Source organism: Sphingomonas sp. SP6, assembly GCF_058313435.1.
In genome coordinates, this window is the sequence record NZ_JBZFLG010000003.1 from 102,358 (window position 1) to 117,297 (window position 14,940).

Sequence of the window (14,940 nt, forward strand, 5' to 3'; positions counted from 1 at the left end):
CCGCCCCCGCCCGCTCACGCCGCGTCGAAACGCTTGCCGGCCTCGTCCCAGTTCACGACGTCCCACCAGGCCTTGAGATAGCCGGGGCGGTCGTTCTTGTACGTCAGGTAATAGGCGTGTTCCCAAACGTCGTTGCCCAGGATGGGCGTGCCCTTCTCCTTGGCGTCGTCCATCAGGGGATTGTCCTGATTGGGCGTCGAGGTGACCTTGAGCGCGCCTGATGAATCCTTGATCACCCACGCCCAGCCCGAGCCGAACTGGCCCGCGCCCTTGCCGTTGAAGTCTTCCTTCAGCTTGTCGAGCCCGCCATAAGCGTCGATCGCGTCCTTGAGCGCGCCCGACGGCTGCGAGGAGCCCTTCGGGCCCATGATCTTCCAGAAGAAATCATGGTTCCAATACCCACCGCCGTTGTTGCGGACGAGCGGCGGCAGCGTCGAGATCATGCCGAGGATGTCCTCAATGCTCTTGCCCCCCAGCTTGGGATCGGCGGCGACGCCCTCGTTGAGTTTGGCGGTGTAGGCGGCGTGGTGCTTGTCGTGGTGAAAGGTCATCGTCTCCTTGGAGATGACCGGCTCCAGCGCATCATAGTCGTAGGGCAGCGGAGGGAGTTCGAACGCCATGGGGGTCTCCTTGATCGGGGTTGGCCGGGGAACGATCACGAGGGCGAAATGGTCCCGGTCGGGTCGTTGCGCAAGCGAGTTGAAGTCGGGCCGTCAGCCCCCCGCGCCGATCAGATCGTGCCGCCGCAGCGCGTGGCGGAGCTGGTCGTAGGTGAGGCCGAGCGACTCGGCGGTCGCGCGCTGATTGAAGCGGTTGTCCGCCAGCGCCTTGGTCAGCAAATCCTTCTCGAACTGCGCGACGCGGCTCTTGAAGTCGGAAGGGCCGACCTCACACGCCGCGACCTCGTCGTGGCTGTCGGGGCGATCCTGGCTAGGCGCGGACGGCGGCGGCGCGGCGGTGGGCATCGGCCGGGTCGAGGATTGCGGACGGTGCGGCGAGGCGAACGGATCGAACTCGATGCGGGCGATCGGCTCCTCGAGCTCCCAGCGATAGACCGCGCGTTCGACGACGTTGCGCAGTTCGCGAACGTTGCCGGGCCAGCGGTATTCGGTCAGCTGCGCCTGGGCCTCGGGCGTGAACCCGTGCCAGCGGTTCCAGCCCATCTCGGCGGCCATCCGGCGCCCGAAATGGTCGGCGAGCACCGCCACGTCGCCGCGACGCGCCCGAAGCGGCGGCAGCGTGACGACCTCGAAACACAGGCGGTCGAGCAGATCGGCGCGGAATTCGTGGCGCTCGACCTTGTCGGGAAGGTGCTCGTTGGTGGCAGCGACGATGCGGACGTCGACGCGGTGCGGGCGCGACGCACCGATGCGGGTGACTTCGCCGTATTCGACCGCGCGGAGCAGGCGTTCCTGCGCCGCCATGCTGAGCGTCCCGAGCTCGTCGAGGAACAGCGTCCCGCCGTCCGCCTCCTCGAACCGGCCCGGTCGCGCCTTGGTGGCGCCGGTGAACGCGCCGGCCTCGTGGCCGAACAGTTCGGCCTCGATCAGAGTCTCGGGCAGTGCGGCGCAGTTCATGACGATCAGCGGCTGATCCCAGCGCGGGGAGAGGCGGTGCAGTCGTTCGGCGACGAGTTCCTTGCCGGTCCCGCGCTCGCCGATTACCAGCACCGGGCGGTCGAGCGCCGCGGCCCGGCTCGCGCGTTCGAGCGCGTCGAGGAAGACGCCGGATTGGCCGAGAACCTGGGTCTGCCGTTCCATTCCCAAGCTCTGGCGTAAATTCCCAACGTTCCGCAAGGGGTGTGTTGCGGGCCCCACATACCGTCATCCCCGCTCAGCTGCCGATCCCGCGGTGGGGTGTGCCGTATGCCCTTCATGTTATTGGGAAATCTCTGGCCCTGCGGGGTGCCGTGACGATGGTGGTACGCGCGGGGAGCGATTGGCACGGCCTCTGCAATACCCTTGGCATCCCGCTTCGAGCGGCCTCTTCAACCGAACCAAAGGGAGTTTTCGCCATGACCGCCTCCGTCACCAGCCGCCTCGCCGCGATCGCCCTGACCGTCCTCGCCAGCGCCACGCTGCTGGTCGGCGCGGTGGGCCCGGCACAACAGGCGGCCCCGGTCGCCGCGACCCAGACGATCGCGTAATTGGGCGTCATCGTCCGGGTGGACCACCCTACCCCCCGTCCCGTCCCGACGCTAAACTGGACTGAACTTCTGCCATCTGGGAGTGATCTGATGGGCATCTTCTCAAGAACCCGCGACATCGTCGCCGCCAATTTCGCCGAGTTGCTCGACAAGGCGGAGGACCCGGCGAAGATGATCCGCATGATCATCCTCGAGATGGAGGAAACGCTGGTGGAGGTTCGCGCATCCGCCGCGCGGACGATCGCCGACGGCAAGGAGATGCGCCGCCACATCGCCAAGCTGGAAGGCCTGGAGACGAGCTGGACCGAGAAGGCCGAGCTGGCGCTGTCGAAGGACCGCGAGGACCTCGCCAAGGCCGCGCTGGTCGAGCGCCAGAAGGCTTCGGACATGGCCGAGCAGCTTCGCGCCGAATGCCAGGTACTCGACGACGCGCTGCGCGCCAGCGAGGAGGACATCGGCAAGCTCCAGAGCCGGCTGCGCGAGGCGCGCGCCAAGCAGAACGCGATCCAGACCCGCTACGAGACCGCGAACAACAAGGCGCGACTGCGCGAGATGTGGAACGGGCCGAAGACGCACGAGGCGTTCAGCCGCTTCGACATCCTGGAGCGCCGCGCCGACGAGGCCGAGGGCCGCGCCGAGGCGATGGGACTGGGCGCGCTGCCCAAGACGCTGGAGGAGGAGATCGCCGAGCTGCGCGGGGCCGAGAAGGTCGATGCCGAGCTCGCCGCGATGAAGGCCCGCCTCTCGAACAGGGAGGGGTGAGATGGAAGACGTGCTGGTGCCGATCGTCGTCATCCCGGTCATCTTCATCGCGCTGCCGTGGCTCATCCTCCACTATGTCACCAAGTGGAAGCAGGCGCCGAAGATCACGCAGGAAGACGAGAACCTGCTCGACGAGATGTTCAATCTCGCCCGGCGGCTGGAGGATCGGGTGACCACGGTGGAGCGCATCGTCGCCGCCGACAATCCGAACTTCAAGCCCGGCCTCTCCGATTATCGTTCGACATCCGATTACCGGCTCGAAAGCCGGACCGACAGGAGGAACTGATGTCCGATCGTACGAAGTTCTATCTCGACAAGCAGAACGGCAAGTTCAAGGGCGTCTGCGCCGGGATCGCCGACTATACGGGCATCGAGGTGCTCTGGGTCCGGCTGGCGGCGGTGCTGCTGACCGTCACCGGGGTGGGGATGCCCTGGATCCCGCTCGCCTACATGCTGGTCGCCTGGATGGCGCAGAAGAAGCCGATCGGCCTCTACCAGTCGGAGGAGGCGGCCAAGTTCTGGCAGGGCGTGCGGACCAACCCCAAGCGCTCCACCACCGAGGTCCGCTCCAAGTTCCGCGAGCTCGACCGGCGCCTGGCCGACATCGAGCTCCACTACACCAGCCGCAACACGCAGCTCGCCGACGAGATCGACAGCCTGCGCTGAGCACGCCGGGCGAGAAGGGGAGAGATACGATGAGTTTCCAGGGACCCGGCTTCGTCCTCGCGATCATCGCGATGAGCATGATCGCCTGGGTGATCACCACCGCGATCCGCGCCAAGCACGGCTATCCGATCACCGACGACTGGGGCGGGCGCGTCCACAAGGACGAGTTGGCGGAAGGTCGCAAGGTCGAGCTGCTCGCCAGCGAGAACGCCCGGCTGACCGGGCAGATCGGCCGGCTCGAGGAGCGCCTGGCGGTCCTCGAACGGATCGCCACCGATCCCGCGGAGCGCACCGCCCGCGCGATCGACGCGCTCCGCTGACCGCAAGAAGGGGGGAGGATCATGAACGAGGGACAAGAGATCGTCGCCAACCTGCCCGCGCTGCTCGCGCTCGGCATGGGGCTGGGGTTCACCGGGATCGCGGGCTGGGTGTTCACCACCTGGCTCAGGATCAAGAACGGCTACCCGCTGGAGAACAGCTGGGGAAAGGCGATCTACCCCAAGGCGGATAGCGAAGCGGTCGAGCGCGTCAGGCTGCTGACCCAGGAGAACGCACAGCTTCGCGCCGAGGTGGGGTCGATCAAGGATCGGCTCGCCAACGTCGAGCGGATCGTGACCGACGGCGGGGTGATGCTCTCCCACGAGATCGACCGCCTGCGCGACCACGCCAACTGAGGAGATGTCGAGATGGGTGAAGTCGCCTTGCTGATCCCGGTCCTTGGGATCTCGTGCGGATTGTTCGCGATCATCGGCGGAGTCTTCGTCAAGCCCTGGCTTGCCTACCGCGAGAAGCGGCTGGAGATCGAGGCGAGCATGGTCGCCGAGAAGGCCGCGCAATACGCTGCCCAGACCGAGCGGCTCGAGCGGCGGGTCCGCGTGCTGGAGCGGATCGCGACCGACAAGGGCGTCGACCTCAGCGACGAGATCGACCGCCTGCGCGACGAGGGCGGGCCGACCGCTCTCAACTGAAATCCCAACGGAGTTTGACCGATGAACCCGTTCGAAATGGTGATTGCGATCGTCGCGATCGTGATGATCGCCCGCGTGATCATGCACCGCCAGCGTACGCTGTCCTCCGACGCGGCGCCGACCGACGCGGTCGATACGATGCGCCTCAAGGATGAGGTGCGGCAGTTGAAGGAGCGCGTCCAGGTGCTGGAGCGCGTGATCACCGACGAGCGCAAGAGCATCGATCTCGACCGCGAGATCGAGCGGCTGCGCGACCACTGAACCCTGAAGTTCCCAGGAAGGAGGGAGAGATGTTCGATCCCACGGTCTACCTGATCATCGCGGCGGCGACGCTGGCTGCGGTCGCGATGCTGACCTTCGCGGGCCTCTCGGGGTTCCGCGGCTGGCTGGACCTCAAGCGCCACCAGATCGTCGGCGAGCGCAGCGGCGACGGCGTGCCGAGCGCCGGCGCCCGCATCGAGATCGCCGATCTGAAGGAGCGGATCCGCAAGCTGGAGGCGATCGCCGCCGGGGTGGAGCTGTGAGCGCCCCCGCCCCGCCCACCGCGCCGCTCGACCCGGCTGCGGTCGCCGCCGCCGTCGGCTGGGCGGTTGCGGGTCGCAGCGCGCCGCTCTACCCGGCGGCGGATGGCCGACCTGGACGCAATCCGCGAAGAATATGAGTTCCTCGATGCCGACGATCGCTATCGGCTGCTGATCGAGCTCGGCCGCGCGCTGGAGCCGATGCCCGAGGCGCTCAAGACCGACGCGACGAAAGTAGCCGGCTGCTCCGCCTCGGTCTGGGTCTATCCGACGCGGACCGGCGACGGAACGCTCCACTTTCTCGCCGATTCGAATGCCGCGATCACCAAGGGGATCATCGCGCTGGTGCTGGCGACGGTGCAGGACCGCAGCGTGTCCGAGATCGCCGCCACCGACATCGACGCCGCGCTGGCGCCGTTCGCGCTGAAGGCGCAGCTGAGCTCGAACCGGACGCAGGGCATCCCCAACATGATCGCGCTGATCAAGGAGACCGCGGCGCGGTACTCCAATCCGTCATCCCCGGCTTGACGCGGGAACCAGCCGGCGGCGCGCCCCCCGGCTAGAGGCGCGAGGGCGTCCCGCGTGGCCCTACCGGCTCCGGCGCGAGGCCGGGATGACGGGGCGTTTGCAACCGCGCCGCGACCTCGGCCACGTCCTCGCCCTGTTCGACGACCAACCACGTCGCCGGGGTGCGCGGATCGACCAGGGTCACGGCGCCTTTGGGGCACAGGCCGAGGCACTTGGTCTCGGTCACTTGGACCGCGCTCTTGCGGCCTTTGCCGAAACCCTCGATCTTGGCGAGCGCCTTGACGAGCGGAGTCCGGCCCTTCTTGCCGAACCCGCCGCCGGCCTTCTTCGAGCATTTGCCGCAGACCAGGAAAATGGCGCCGCACCCGCCCTTCGCCGTCTTCACGCGGGTTTCCAGCTCCGCGCCTCTTCCGCGGTCCGGAGCACGTCATAGGCGGCCTGGATCGCCTGGAAGCGCGTCGCAGCTTCGGCGTCGCCGGGGCGAACGTCGGGGTGATTGGCCTTGGCGAGTCGGCGCCACGCTGCGCGGACGTCGTCGAACGACACGTCCACTTCGAGTTCGAGCACTTCGAGGGCGCGCATCTCGTCCCGGCTGCGGGTGCCGTCGCCCGGGCCGGCCCAGGCGTTCTGACGCGACTGGGTGAAGCCGGAGGCGTCGCGGCGCTCGTTCGCCTCGCGCGCCGCTGCCTCCTCCGCAGACAGCCCTTCGAAATAGTCCCAGCCGCGATTGTACTCGGCGGCGTGCGGCTGACAGAAATACCAGCGCTCGGGGCTGTTCGGAGACTTCGGCGCGGGGAAGTCGCCCGGCTGGTCGCAGCCATGGCGGTCGCACAGGCGCACCGCCACCGCCTCGCGCTCCGCGCCGTAGCTGCGCCAGCGGGGAAAGCCCCAGTCGCTCGATCGAGAGGAACGCGCCATTCTGCGGTGCGAGATAGGGGCGGCAGGACGTTCGGGGAAGCGCAAGCGCGGAATTTGCGTGGTCACGTGTCCATTTTCCGACCGAGCAATGCGATTGCGTGAGGAATGGTTGCTGCGCTGCGTCATCCATATCGCGCGCGGTCCTCGGCCCCTAGTTCAAGCGCCGCACCCCTAACGAGGACGCCCGTGACCTCCATTCTGAAAACCTGGCGGCAGGATGTGCCGGCGTCGATCGTCGTCGCGCTCGTCGCGCTGCCGCTCTGTCTGGGCATCGCGCTCGCCTCGGGCGCGCCGTTGTTCTCGGGGCTGATCGCAGGCATCGTCGGCGGCATCGTCGTCGGCGCGATCTCGAAATCGCCGTTGTCTGTCGCCGGGCCGGCGGCAGGGTTGACCGTGATCGTGCTCGCCGCGGTCGAGAGCCTGCCGAGCTACCCGGCGTTCCTGCTCGCGGTGGTGCTGGCCGGCGTGATCCAGCTCGGCTTCGCGGCGACGCGCGCCGGGGTGCTCGCCGAATTCGTGCCCTCGTCGGTGATCACCGGCATGCTGGCGGCGATCGGGCTGATCCTGATCCTCAAGCAGGTACCGCACGCGATCGGCTATGACGGCGACTTCATCGGCGACTTCCGGTTTTTCCAGAAGGATGGCGACAACACGCTGACGACCATCGTCCACACCGTCCAGAACAGCGTCACCGGAGGGGCGGCGATCATCGGCATGGTGTGCGTCGCCTTCCTGTTCTGGTGGGATGCGGCGCGGCCCAAACAGGGGCCGCTGCGTTTCGTGCCGGGACCGCTGGTCGTCGTGTTGCTCGGCGTCACGCTCAACGCGCTGTTTGCGGCGGTCTTCCCGCATCTGGCGCTCGGGACGACGCACCTGGTCCAGGTGCCCATCGCCGACAGCGTCGCCAGGTTCGGCTCCTTCTTCTCGTTCCCGGACTTCGCCCGGATCGGCGACGCCGCGGTCTGGACGACCGCGCTGACGCTGGCGATCGTCGCCAGCCTCGAATCGCTGCTGAGCGTCACCGCGGTCGACGAGCTCGACGCCAAGCGCCGCGTCACCCCCAAGAATCGCGAGATCGTGGCGCAGGGCTGCGGCAACATCGTCTCCGGGCTGGTCGGCGGCTTGCCCGTCACCTCGGTGATCGTGCGGTCTTCGGCGAACGTCGACTCGGGTGCGGACAGTCGGCTGTCGACGATGCTCCACGGGCTGTGGCTGCTGCTGTCGGTCGCGCTGATCCCGGTGTTGCTGAACCTGATCCCGCTGGCGGCGCTCGCCGCGATCCTGATCGCGACCGGGTACAAGCTCGCCAAGCCGAAGCTGTTCGTCGAGCGGTGGAAGCAAGGATGGACGCAGTTCGTCCCGTTCGTCGCGACCATCGTCGCGATCCTGTTCACCGATCTGCTGATCGGCATCTGCATCGGCCTCGCCATCGGCTTCGCCTTCGTGATCGCGCGCAACTTCCGCCCGGCGATCACCTTCGCCGCCGAGGGGCCGGATTGCCTGATCCGCGCCCGGCGCAACCTCTATTTCATCCACAAGCACGAGCTACAGAAGACGCTGTCGCGGGTGCCCGACGGCGCCAGTCTGCTGATCGACCTCACGTCGACCAACTACGTCGATCTCGACAACGTCGACCTGATCAACGGCTTCATCAAGGGGGCGGCCTTCCGCGGCATCCAGGTCAAGGTCCGTGGCGATCTCGCCCGAAGGACCGCCCCGCTGATCCGCGCTCCCCAGACCGAAGTGGTGTACGCATGAAGGAAGAGACCCAGCTGCTCCTCGCCAACCGTGCCTGGGCGGCCGAGCTGCTTGACGAGGACCCGGACTTCTTCCGCCGCCAGGCGGCAGGGCAGCGCCCCGAGTTCCTGTGGATCGGCTGCTCCGACAGTCGCGTCGCGCCCGAACAGAAGACGCAGTCGCTGCCGGGCCGCATGTTCCTCCACCGCAACATCGCCAATCTGGTGCGCGCCGACGACCTCAACCTGATGAGCGTCTTGCAATATGCGGTCGACGTGCTGGGGGTCGCCAATATCGTCGTCTGCGGGCATCACGGCTGCGGCGGGATCAAGGCCACCCTAGACGGCGGGACGACGGGCCCGGTCGACCGCTGGCTCGATGCGGCGCGGGCGGTGCTGTCCGACCACGGCCACGAGATCGACGCCCAGGGGAGCGAGGAGGCCCGGGTCAACCGGCTGGTCGAGTGCAACGTGCGCGATCAGCTGCTCAACCTGGCGCGGACCGCGACGGTCCAGTCGGCGTTCGCGCGGGGGCAGGAGCTGACGCTGCACGGCTGGGTGTACGACATCCGCGACGGGCTGCTGCGGCCGCTGATGCGGATCGACCGCAAGACGGACCTGGCGGACGTGGGGCGGCCGGAGAAGGTGCTGCTGACGACGGGGGAGATGAGTTAGTCGTCACCCCGGCCCCGAGCCGGGACCCAGATTCAGCTGGACGCGACCTCAAGGCAAGGTTGCCGACGGTCTGCCCGGCTCAACCTCGGACCCCCGGCTCGGGGCCGGATGGCGCTGCGCTCACCCCGCCAGCGCCTCCGCATCCAGCGCGTAGAGCACCTCGGCCGTCGCGGTCGCGGCGGCGCGAAGGCCCAGGGCCTCGGGCACGATCTGATCGAGGTAGAAGCGCGCGATCGCCTGCTTGTGCGTTCCGAAGGCATCGTCACCCGCCGCCCTCGCCTCACGCTCGAGCAGCCACCCGCATACGGCGACCGAGAGCATGGTGAGGAACGGATAGCTCGCCGCGAGCCGGTCGTCGCTATCGGCGGTCTGGAGGTGTCGGCCGATCTCGCCGCAGGTCTGGGCCAGGGCCTTGAGGTCCGCGTGCTCGGCCTCGCGCGCCATGTCGTCGATCAGTGAGGCGAACGCGCCGCCGACGTCGAGGTTGAGCTTGCGGCCGACCAGATCGGCGGCCTGGATACCGTTGGTCCCCTCGTAGATCGGGGTGATCCGCGCATCGCGGAAGAACTGCGCGGCGCCGGTCTCCTCGACATAGCCCATCCCGCCGTGGACCTGGATGCCGAGCGACGCGACTTCGTTGCCCAGATCGGTCGCATGCGCCTTCGCCAGAGGAGTGACGAGCTCGAGCCGGCTGCGCGCGGCGGCGTCCCCCGCCGCGGCGCGATCGACCTGACCGGCGGCGTAATAGACCAGAGCGCGCGCGGCCTGCGTCTGCGCCTTCATCCGCATCAGCATGCGGCGGACGTCGGGATGCTCGACGATCGCGGCGGGCGCGCCGGCGCGCGCGCCCTGCACCCGCTCGCGCGCATAGCCGACCGCCTTCTGGGTCGCGGCCTCGGCGACCTGGACCCCCTGGAGGCCGACGTTGAGGCGGGCGTTGTTCATCATCGTGAACATCGCGCGCATTCCGCCGCCGACCGGGCCGATCAGCTCGCCCACGCAATTTCCCTCGTCGCCGAACGACAGGACGCACGTGGGGGAGGCATGGAGCCCCATCTTGTGTTCGATCGAGACGACGCGGACGTCGTTGGGCTCGGCCGGCGCGCCGTTCGCGTCGAGGCGGAACTTGGGGACGAGGAACAGCGAGATGCCGCGCGTGCCCGCCGGCGCATCCGGGGTGCGGGCGAGGACGAGGTGGACGATGTTGTCGGCAAGATCGTGGTCGCCGAACGAGATGTAGATCTTGGTGCCGACGATGCTCCACTTGCCTTCGCCGAGCGGGGTCGCGGTGGCGCGGAGCGCGCCGACGTCGCTCCCCGCCTGCGGCTCGGTGAGGTTCATGGTGCCGGTCCATTCGCCGGTCGCGAGCTTGGGCAGGTACAGCCGCTGCTGCTCCGGCGTGCCATGGTGGGCGAGCGCCTCGATCGCGCCGACCGTCAGGATCGGGCAGAGCGCGAAGCCCATGTTCGCGCTGCCGAGCGTCTCGAGCACCGCGCACTGGACGGCGAACGGCAGCCCCTGCCCGCCCCACTCCTCGGCGACGCCGATCGTGCCCCAGCCGCCCTCGACGAACGCCTGATAGGCGGCGTGGTAGCCGTCCGGCATCACCACGCCTTCGGGGGTCCAGCGCGCGCCGACGGTGTCGCCGACGCGGGCGAGCGGGGCCCATTCGCCGGTGGCGAACTGGCCCGCGCCCTCGAGCACCGCGTCGAGCATGTCGGCGTCCACCCCGAGTGCGCCGACGCCGGCGGTCCGGTCCAGCACGAAGCGCTGCTCGGCAATGGGGGCGGCGTAGGGCATCTCGTCTCTCCTCGGAGACGCCGCTATACCGCCGCGCGATGGAGGCTCAACACCCCGGCCTGCGCGCATACGGCGAGGCGGCGATCGCCGAGGCGGCGGCGCTGATCCGCGGCGGGGGGATCGCCGCAGTGTCGACGGAGACGGTCTATGGGCTTGCGGCGGACGCCACCAATCCGGACGCGGTCGCGCGCATCTATGCGGCAAAGGGTCGCCCCGGGTTCAATCCGCTCATCGTCCACGTGAGCGGAACGGCCGACGCCGAACGGCTGGCGACCTTCGACGCGCGCGCGCGGGCTCTGGCGGCGCGATTCTGGCCCGGCCCGCTGACGCTGGTGCTGCCGCTTCGCGCCGATGCGGGCATCGCGCCGGCGGTCACGGCAGGACTCGACACGGTCGCGATCCGGGTCCCCGCGCACCGGGCGATGCGCGCGCTGATCGCCGCCTCCGGGCGCCCGCTCGCCGCCCCGTCGGCCAACGCCAGCAACGGCATCAGCCCGACGACCGCGGCGCATGTCGCCGCGAGCCTCGGGGCGCGCGTGCCGTTGATCCTCGACGACGGCCCCTGCCCCGCCGGCATCGAATCGACCATCGTGATGGGCGATCGCATCCTCCGGCCGGGGCCGATTCCGGCGGAGGCGCTGGGGCTCGCCGCCGCAGCGATGACGGCAGGCGAGGTCCGGGCCCCGGGGCAACTCGCGACGCACTATGCGCCAGCCAAGCCGCTGCGGCTGGGGGCGACCTCTGCCACGGCCGACGAATGGCTGATCGGGTTCGGTGCGGTCGCCGGCGACGATACGCTCTCCGCGACCGGAGACCTGGCCGCGGCCGCGTCGCACCTGTTCGCCGCGCTTCACCGCGCCGATGGATCGCAAAAGTCGCGGATCGCGGTCGCCCCGGTGCCGGAGCGCGGCGTCGGCGCAGCGATCAACGACAGGCTCCGGCGCGCCGCGCAGCGATAGCTGGCCCGCTTTCCTCGCGCTTCCCGCTTGATGGGCGGACACGACAGCAGGGAAGCGAGACATGGCGTTCAACACGGGCTGGAACGGCTTCGGTGAAAACACCGGCGGCATCTTCATTAACGGCGACACGAGCAAGTACAAGGTCCGCTGGGGCGACGGATCGGAAGAGGTCGTCCGGCTGGACCAGGACGATGACGGCGACCCGCTGTCGGGCGGCACCTTCCACTCCTATGCGCAGGACGGGACCTACGATATCGCCGTGGACCAGGCCGGGGCGGGGCTGCCGCCGATCCGGCTCAAGGCGTTCATGTACTCGCACGCCACCAACGATCTCGACATCGGCGGGACGCGCCTGTCGGACCTGTTCACCGGCGGCAGCGGCCACGACACGTTGAAGGGCGCGGACGGCAACGACGCGATCGCGGGCGCGGACGGGGACGACCGACTGTTCGGTCAAGCGGGCGACGACTTCGCCGCCGGCGGACGAGGGCAGGATTCGGTCTCCGGCGGGGACGGCAACGATCTCCTGGGCGGCAACGAAGACACCGACGTGCTGCACGGCGACGGCGGCAACGACACGTTGTACGGCGATACCGGCAACGACCGGCTGTTCGGCGACGACGGCGACGACTTTCTCGAAGGCGGCTCAGGCGCCGACCGGCTGACCGGAGGCGCGGGCGCGGACGTGTTCGAGATCGCGCCGCCGCGGGACGAGAACGGCGTGCAGGTGTTCTTCGATCCCGACCGCGACATCGTCGTCGATTATCAACAAGGCGTCGACCACCTCTCCGTGGACCAGTGGTTCGCGGACAATCAGTTCACGCTGATCGGCTCCGCGAAGTTCACCGGAGCGGGGGACGAGGTGCGGTTCACGAGCCAGAACGGCGGGACGATCGTGTTCGGCGATGTCGACGGAGACAGAATCGCGGACTTCAGCATCCGCCTCGACGTGCAGGTGACGCTGACCAGCGACGACTTCGTGTTCTAACGCCAGTCGAAGGCGATCCGGGTCTCGCCGCTCGGATCGCCGGCCGGGGTGAAGCGGCGCTCGACGATCATCCCATGCCCGTCGGCAGCGACCGCGACGACGGTCGAACAGCGGGTGCCGTAGACGGGATTGCGGATGAAGATGCCGGAGAACGCGGGGTCCTCCGTCATCTCCTCGGCCAGCCCGTCGAGCAGCCGTTCGGGAATGTCGGCGGGACCGGCGAGCCAATCCGATACGATCGCCTTGAGGCGGACCGTCTTGGGCCAGGGCTCGTCGAGCCCGGCGTTGGCGACGCCGTACACGCCGGGGGCGAGCGGGTGCTGCGCCGCCTTGGGGCGGTTCGTGGAGAAGGTCGCCGCCTCGCGATCGGCTGCGATGAGGTTGTACGCGCCGTATGCGGCGGAATCGCCGGGGGCGGACCGGGTCACCGCGGCGGTGACCAAGTCGCCGCGCGAGCGCGGGGCGGGCGTCATCGTCCCGCCGCGGACGTTCGTGACCACCGCGAACCGGCCTTGTCGCGACACTCCCAACCACGTCCCTCCCGACACGAGATCCCGGCCCGCGATCACGCCCGGCAGGTCGTCCCATTCGGCGAGCGGCGCGGACTCACGGGCATGGAATTCGTCGCGATTGCCCGCCGCGACCAGCAGCCAGCGTGGGTCGGCGCGCCAGGCCAGGGCGAGGACGCACACGCCTTAGAAGGTGAGCGGATCGGGGCCGATGCGGCCGTCCGGCGAATCGAGGCCGTCGATCGCGGCGACGTCCTCGGCCGACAGCGAGACCTCGGCCGCGCGAGCGTTGTCGCGCAGGTGCTCGGCGTCGCCCGCCTTGGGGATCACCGACAGGCCGTGGTGCAGGTGCCAGGCGATCACCACCTGCGCCGGGGTCGCGCCGATCCGCTCGGCGATGCCGCCGATCGTCGCGTCCTTCAGCACATCACCCTGCCCGAGCGGGCTCCAGCTCTGCGTCACGATCCCGTGCGCCGCGTGATAGCCGCGCTGTTCGCGCTGCTGGAAGCGGGGGTGAAGCTCGATCTGGTTGACCGCGGGGGTGACGCCCGTCGCCGCCACGATCCGGTCGATATGCTCGGGGAGGAAGTTCGACACCCCGATCGACATCGCCTTGCCCGCGTCGCGGAGGCGGATCAGCGTTGCCCATGCCTCGACGAATTGGTCCTCCGCCGGATGCGGCCAGTGGATGAGATAGAGGTCGACCGTGTCGCGACCGAGCAGCGCCAGGCTCTCGTCGAGCGCCGCCTCGGCATCGGCATGGCGATCGTTCCACAGCTTTGTGGTGAGGAACGCCTCATCGTTGGTCAGCCCTTCGCCGACCCCCCGCTCATTGTGGTAGATCGCGGCCGTGTCGACCAGGCGGAAGCCGAGATCGAGCCCGTTGCGGACCACCGCCGCCACCTGGCCATCGGGGATCTGATAGGTGCCCATGCCGAGCCGGGGCATGACGCGGCCGTCGTTGAGGGTGAGATCGGTCATCCGCGTCGAACCATTGCTGCGCCGCGCCGGTTCCGCCTTCGCGCTTGCCCGCGGCGCGATCTGCGCTAGGCGGCGCCGATGGTCGAGAAGATTTTGGGGGCGCTCGCGGCGTTCGCGATCGCGGTGATCTCCGCAGGAGGCTATTGGGGAATCGCGCTGCTGATGGCGATCGAGAGCGCCTGCGTGCCCTTGCCGTCCGAGATCATCATGCCGTTCGCGGGCTATCTGGTCTCGACGGGCGAGCTGAACCTGTATCTCGCCGCGACCGCGGGAGCGATCGGGTGCAACCTGGGGTCGATCGTCGCCTACGAGATCGGCAGGCGCGGCGGGCGGCCGCTGGCGGAGAAGTACGGCCGCTACCTTCTGATCGGGCCGGGCGAGCTCGACTTTGCCGACCGCTTCTTCGCCCGCTGGGGTGGGACGGCGGTGCTGATCGGGCGGCTGCTGCCGGTGGTGAGGACATTCATCGCCTTTCCCGCCGGGGTGGCGCGGATGAAGCTGGTGCCGTTCCACCTCTATACCTTCGTGGGTTCCTGGCCGTTCTGCCTGTTCCTCGCCTGGATCGGGATGAAGCTCGGCTCCGCGTGGAACAGCGATCCGCGGCTGAAGGCCTTCTTCCACCGCGCGGACCTGGCGATCGGGGTGGTGATCGTGGCGGCGGTGGCGTTCTATGTTTGGCACCGGGTGAGGGGGATGCGGGGCCGTTGAGTTGATCCTCCCCTGCAAGGGGAGGTGGCAGCCGAAGGCTGACGGACGGGGCTCTCCGCCGGCGATACAGAGGAG

The 14,940-nt window shown here is 68.9% G+C and carries 22 protein-coding genes; 15 read left to right on the forward strand and 7 right to left on the reverse strand.

Annotated features, from left to right (window positions below):
• Positions 1-14: 14 nt before the first annotated feature.
• Positions 15-620 carry a superoxide dismutase gene (locus AC4GYY_RS10590; RefSeq protein ID WP_491120416.1) on the reverse strand — a complete coding sequence of 202 codons (606 nt, stop codon included), beginning with the start codon at positions 618-620 and terminating at the stop codon, positions 15-17.
• A gap of 93 nt (positions 621-713) precedes the next feature.
• The gene (gene pspF / locus AC4GYY_RS10595; RefSeq protein ID WP_491120417.1) at positions 714-1,760 is read right to left on the reverse strand and encodes a phage shock protein operon transcriptional activator; all 1,047 of its coding nucleotides are present in this window, start codon (positions 1,758-1,760) and stop codon (positions 714-716) included.
• 254 nt (positions 1,761-2,014) lie between these two features.
• Between pspF and AC4GYY_RS10600 the strand changes: the two genes are divergently transcribed.
• The 10 genes from AC4GYY_RS10600 (at position 2,015) to AC4GYY_RS10645 (ending at position 5,591) form a co-directional block, all read left to right on the forward strand.
• Positions 2,015-2,146, forward strand: a complete 132-nt coding sequence (locus tag AC4GYY_RS10600; RefSeq protein ID WP_491120419.1) for a hypothetical protein — start codon at positions 2,015-2,017, stop codon at positions 2,144-2,146.
• Positions 2,147-2,236: 90 nt separating this feature from the next.
• A complete protein-coding gene (gene pspA, locus AC4GYY_RS10605) occupies positions 2,237-2,908 on the forward strand; it encodes a phage shock protein PspA (RefSeq protein WP_491120421.1) in 672 nt (223 codons plus the stop codon).
• 1 nt (position 2,909) lies between these two features.
• On the forward strand, positions 2,910-3,194 hold the full coding sequence (gene pspB / locus AC4GYY_RS10610) for an envelope stress response membrane protein PspB (protein WP_491120422.1): 285 nt from the start codon (positions 2,910-2,912) through the stop codon (positions 3,192-3,194).
• Positions 3,191-3,574 carry an envelope stress response membrane protein PspC gene (pspC, locus tag AC4GYY_RS10615; protein WP_491121192.1) on the forward strand — a complete coding sequence of 128 codons (384 nt, stop codon included), beginning with the start codon at positions 3,191-3,193 and terminating at the stop codon, positions 3,572-3,574. Before pspB ends, pspC begins: the two co-directional genes overlap by 4 nt.
• Positions 3,575-3,603: 29 nt before the next feature.
• Positions 3,604-3,894, forward strand: a complete 291-nt coding sequence (locus AC4GYY_RS10620) for a hypothetical protein (protein WP_491120423.1) — start codon at positions 3,604-3,606, stop codon at positions 3,892-3,894.
• Between the two features lie 21 nt (positions 3,895-3,915).
• A complete protein-coding gene (locus AC4GYY_RS10625; protein ID WP_491120425.1) occupies positions 3,916-4,248 on the forward strand; it encodes a hypothetical protein in 333 nt (110 codons plus the stop codon).
• Positions 4,249-4,260: 12 nt separating this feature from the next.
• The gene (locus tag AC4GYY_RS10630) at positions 4,261-4,542 is read left to right on the forward strand and encodes a hypothetical protein (protein ID WP_491120427.1); all 282 of its coding nucleotides are present in this window, start codon (positions 4,261-4,263) and stop codon (positions 4,540-4,542) included.
• An 81-nt stretch (positions 4,543-4,623) separates the two neighbouring features.
• Positions 4,624-4,803 (forward strand): hypothetical protein, encoded by a 180-nt coding sequence (locus AC4GYY_RS10635; protein ID WP_491121193.1) that lies wholly within the window; start codon positions 4,624-4,626, stop codon positions 4,801-4,803.
• Between the two features lie 29 nt (positions 4,804-4,832).
• Complete coding sequence (locus AC4GYY_RS10640) at positions 4,833-5,066, forward strand: hypothetical protein (RefSeq protein ID WP_491120429.1); 234 nt, start codon at positions 4,833-4,835, stop codon at positions 5,064-5,066.
• A 102-nt stretch (positions 5,067-5,168) separates the two neighbouring features.
• Positions 5,169-5,591 (forward strand): SufE family protein, encoded by a 423-nt coding sequence (locus tag AC4GYY_RS10645; RefSeq protein ID WP_491120430.1) that lies wholly within the window; start codon positions 5,169-5,171, stop codon positions 5,589-5,591.
• A gap of 31 nt (positions 5,592-5,622) precedes the next feature.
• Here AC4GYY_RS10645 and AC4GYY_RS10650 read toward each other — a convergent pair whose 3' ends face one another.
• Entirely contained in the window at positions 5,623-5,976 is a 354-nt protein-coding gene (locus AC4GYY_RS10650) for a (2Fe-2S) ferredoxin domain-containing protein (protein WP_491120432.1), read from the reverse strand.
• Positions 5,973-6,509 carry a J domain-containing protein gene (locus AC4GYY_RS10655; protein WP_491120434.1) on the reverse strand — a complete coding sequence of 179 codons (537 nt, stop codon included), beginning with the start codon at positions 6,507-6,509 and terminating at the stop codon, positions 5,973-5,975. Before AC4GYY_RS10655 ends, AC4GYY_RS10650 begins: the two co-directional genes overlap by 4 nt.
• Before the next feature lie 186 nt (positions 6,510-6,695).
• Here AC4GYY_RS10655 and AC4GYY_RS10660 point away from each other — a divergent pair, with 186 nt between their 5' ends.
• Both AC4GYY_RS10660 and AC4GYY_RS10665 read left to right on the forward strand, forming a co-directional pair.
• The gene (locus AC4GYY_RS10660) at positions 6,696-8,267 is read left to right on the forward strand and encodes a SulP family inorganic anion transporter (protein ID WP_491120436.1); all 1,572 of its coding nucleotides are present in this window, start codon (positions 6,696-6,698) and stop codon (positions 8,265-8,267) included.
• Positions 8,264-8,920, forward strand: a complete 657-nt coding sequence (locus AC4GYY_RS10665; RefSeq protein ID WP_491120437.1) for a carbonic anhydrase — start codon at positions 8,264-8,266, stop codon at positions 8,918-8,920. Before AC4GYY_RS10660 ends, AC4GYY_RS10665 begins: the two co-directional genes overlap by 4 nt.
• Before the next feature lie 120 nt (positions 8,921-9,040).
• Here the strand turns inward: AC4GYY_RS10665 and AC4GYY_RS10670 are convergent, their stop codons facing one another.
• Positions 9,041-10,720 (reverse strand): acyl-CoA dehydrogenase family protein, encoded by a 1,680-nt coding sequence (locus AC4GYY_RS10670; RefSeq protein ID WP_491120439.1) that lies wholly within the window; start codon positions 10,718-10,720, stop codon positions 9,041-9,043.
• Between the two features lie 38 nt (positions 10,721-10,758).
• On the opposite strand from AC4GYY_RS10670, the gene AC4GYY_RS10675 reads away from it, so the two are divergent.
• Complete coding sequence (locus tag AC4GYY_RS10675) at positions 10,759-11,679, forward strand: L-threonylcarbamoyladenylate synthase (protein ID WP_491120441.1); 921 nt, start codon at positions 10,759-10,761, stop codon at positions 11,677-11,679.
• 61 nt (positions 11,680-11,740) lie between these two features.
• The gene (locus AC4GYY_RS10680; protein ID WP_491120443.1) at positions 11,741-12,667 is read left to right on the forward strand and encodes a calcium-binding protein; all 927 of its coding nucleotides are present in this window, start codon (positions 11,741-11,743) and stop codon (positions 12,665-12,667) included.
• Here the strand turns inward: AC4GYY_RS10680 and AC4GYY_RS10685 are convergent.
• On the reverse strand, positions 12,664-13,359 hold the full coding sequence (locus tag AC4GYY_RS10685) for an NRDE family protein (RefSeq protein WP_491120445.1): 696 nt from the start codon (positions 13,357-13,359) through the stop codon (positions 12,664-12,666). The two genes, AC4GYY_RS10680 and AC4GYY_RS10685, sit on opposite strands and share 4 nt — an antisense overlap.
• Before the next feature lie 3 nt (positions 13,360-13,362).
• The gene (locus tag AC4GYY_RS10690; RefSeq protein WP_491120447.1) at positions 13,363-14,157 is read right to left on the reverse strand and encodes an aldo/keto reductase; all 795 of its coding nucleotides are present in this window, start codon (positions 14,155-14,157) and stop codon (positions 13,363-13,365) included.
• A 78-nt stretch (positions 14,158-14,235) separates the two neighbouring features.
• On the opposite strand from AC4GYY_RS10690, the gene AC4GYY_RS10695 reads away from it, so the two are divergent.
• Positions 14,236-14,865, forward strand: a complete 630-nt coding sequence (locus AC4GYY_RS10695; RefSeq protein ID WP_491120449.1) for a DedA family protein — start codon at positions 14,236-14,238, stop codon at positions 14,863-14,865.
• The last annotated feature ends 75 nt before the right edge of the window (positions 14,866-14,940 follow it).

What these genes read in the sequence shown, in the direction of transcription:
- AC4GYY_RS10590 (WP_491120416.1), bottom strand. Translation starts at nt 620, where the DNA reads ATGGCGTTCGAACTCCCTCCGCTGCCCTACGACTATGATGCGCTGGAG.
- pspF (WP_491120417.1), bottom strand. Translation starts at nt 1,760, where the DNA reads ATGGAACGGCAGACCCAGGTTCTCGGCCAATCCGGCGTCTTCCTCGAC.
- AC4GYY_RS10600 (WP_491120419.1), top strand. Translation starts at nt 2,015, where the DNA reads ATGACCGCCTCCGTCACCAGCCGCCTCGCCGCGATCGCCCTGACCGTC.
- pspA (WP_491120421.1), top strand. Translation starts at nt 2,237, where the DNA reads ATGGGCATCTTCTCAAGAACCCGCGACATCGTCGCCGCCAATTTCGCC.
- pspB (WP_491120422.1), top strand. Translation starts at nt 2,910, where the DNA reads ATGGAAGACGTGCTGGTGCCGATCGTCGTCATCCCGGTCATCTTCATC.
- AC4GYY_RS10620 (WP_491120423.1), top strand. Translation starts at nt 3,604, where the DNA reads ATGAGTTTCCAGGGACCCGGCTTCGTCCTCGCGATCATCGCGATGAGC.
- AC4GYY_RS10625 (WP_491120425.1), top strand. Translation starts at nt 3,916, where the DNA reads ATGAACGAGGGACAAGAGATCGTCGCCAACCTGCCCGCGCTGCTCGCG.
- AC4GYY_RS10630 (WP_491120427.1), top strand. Translation starts at nt 4,261, where the DNA reads ATGGGTGAAGTCGCCTTGCTGATCCCGGTCCTTGGGATCTCGTGCGGA.
- AC4GYY_RS10635 (WP_491121193.1), top strand. Translation starts at nt 4,624, where the DNA reads ATGCACCGCCAGCGTACGCTGTCCTCCGACGCGGCGCCGACCGACGCG.
- AC4GYY_RS10640 (WP_491120429.1), top strand. Translation starts at nt 4,833, where the DNA reads ATGTTCGATCCCACGGTCTACCTGATCATCGCGGCGGCGACGCTGGCT.
- AC4GYY_RS10645 (WP_491120430.1), top strand. Translation starts at nt 5,169, where the DNA reads ATGGCCGACCTGGACGCAATCCGCGAAGAATATGAGTTCCTCGATGCC.
- AC4GYY_RS10655 (WP_491120434.1), bottom strand. Translation starts at nt 6,509, where the DNA reads ATGGCGCGTTCCTCTCGATCGAGCGACTGGGGCTTTCCCCGCTGGCGC.
- AC4GYY_RS10665 (WP_491120437.1), top strand. Translation starts at nt 8,264, where the DNA reads ATGAAGGAAGAGACCCAGCTGCTCCTCGCCAACCGTGCCTGGGCGGCC.
- AC4GYY_RS10670 (WP_491120439.1), bottom strand. Translation starts at nt 10,720, where the DNA reads ATGCCCTACGCCGCCCCCATTGCCGAGCAGCGCTTCGTGCTGGACCGG.
- AC4GYY_RS10675 (WP_491120441.1), top strand. Translation starts at nt 10,759, where the DNA reads ATGGAGGCTCAACACCCCGGCCTGCGCGCATACGGCGAGGCGGCGATC.
- AC4GYY_RS10680 (WP_491120443.1), top strand. Translation starts at nt 11,741, where the DNA reads ATGGCGTTCAACACGGGCTGGAACGGCTTCGGTGAAAACACCGGCGGC.
- AC4GYY_RS10690 (WP_491120447.1), bottom strand. Translation starts at nt 14,157, where the DNA reads ATGACCGATCTCACCCTCAACGACGGCCGCGTCATGCCCCGGCTCGGC.
- AC4GYY_RS10695 (WP_491120449.1), top strand. Translation starts at nt 14,236, where the DNA reads ATGGTCGAGAAGATTTTGGGGGCGCTCGCGGCGTTCGCGATCGCGGTG.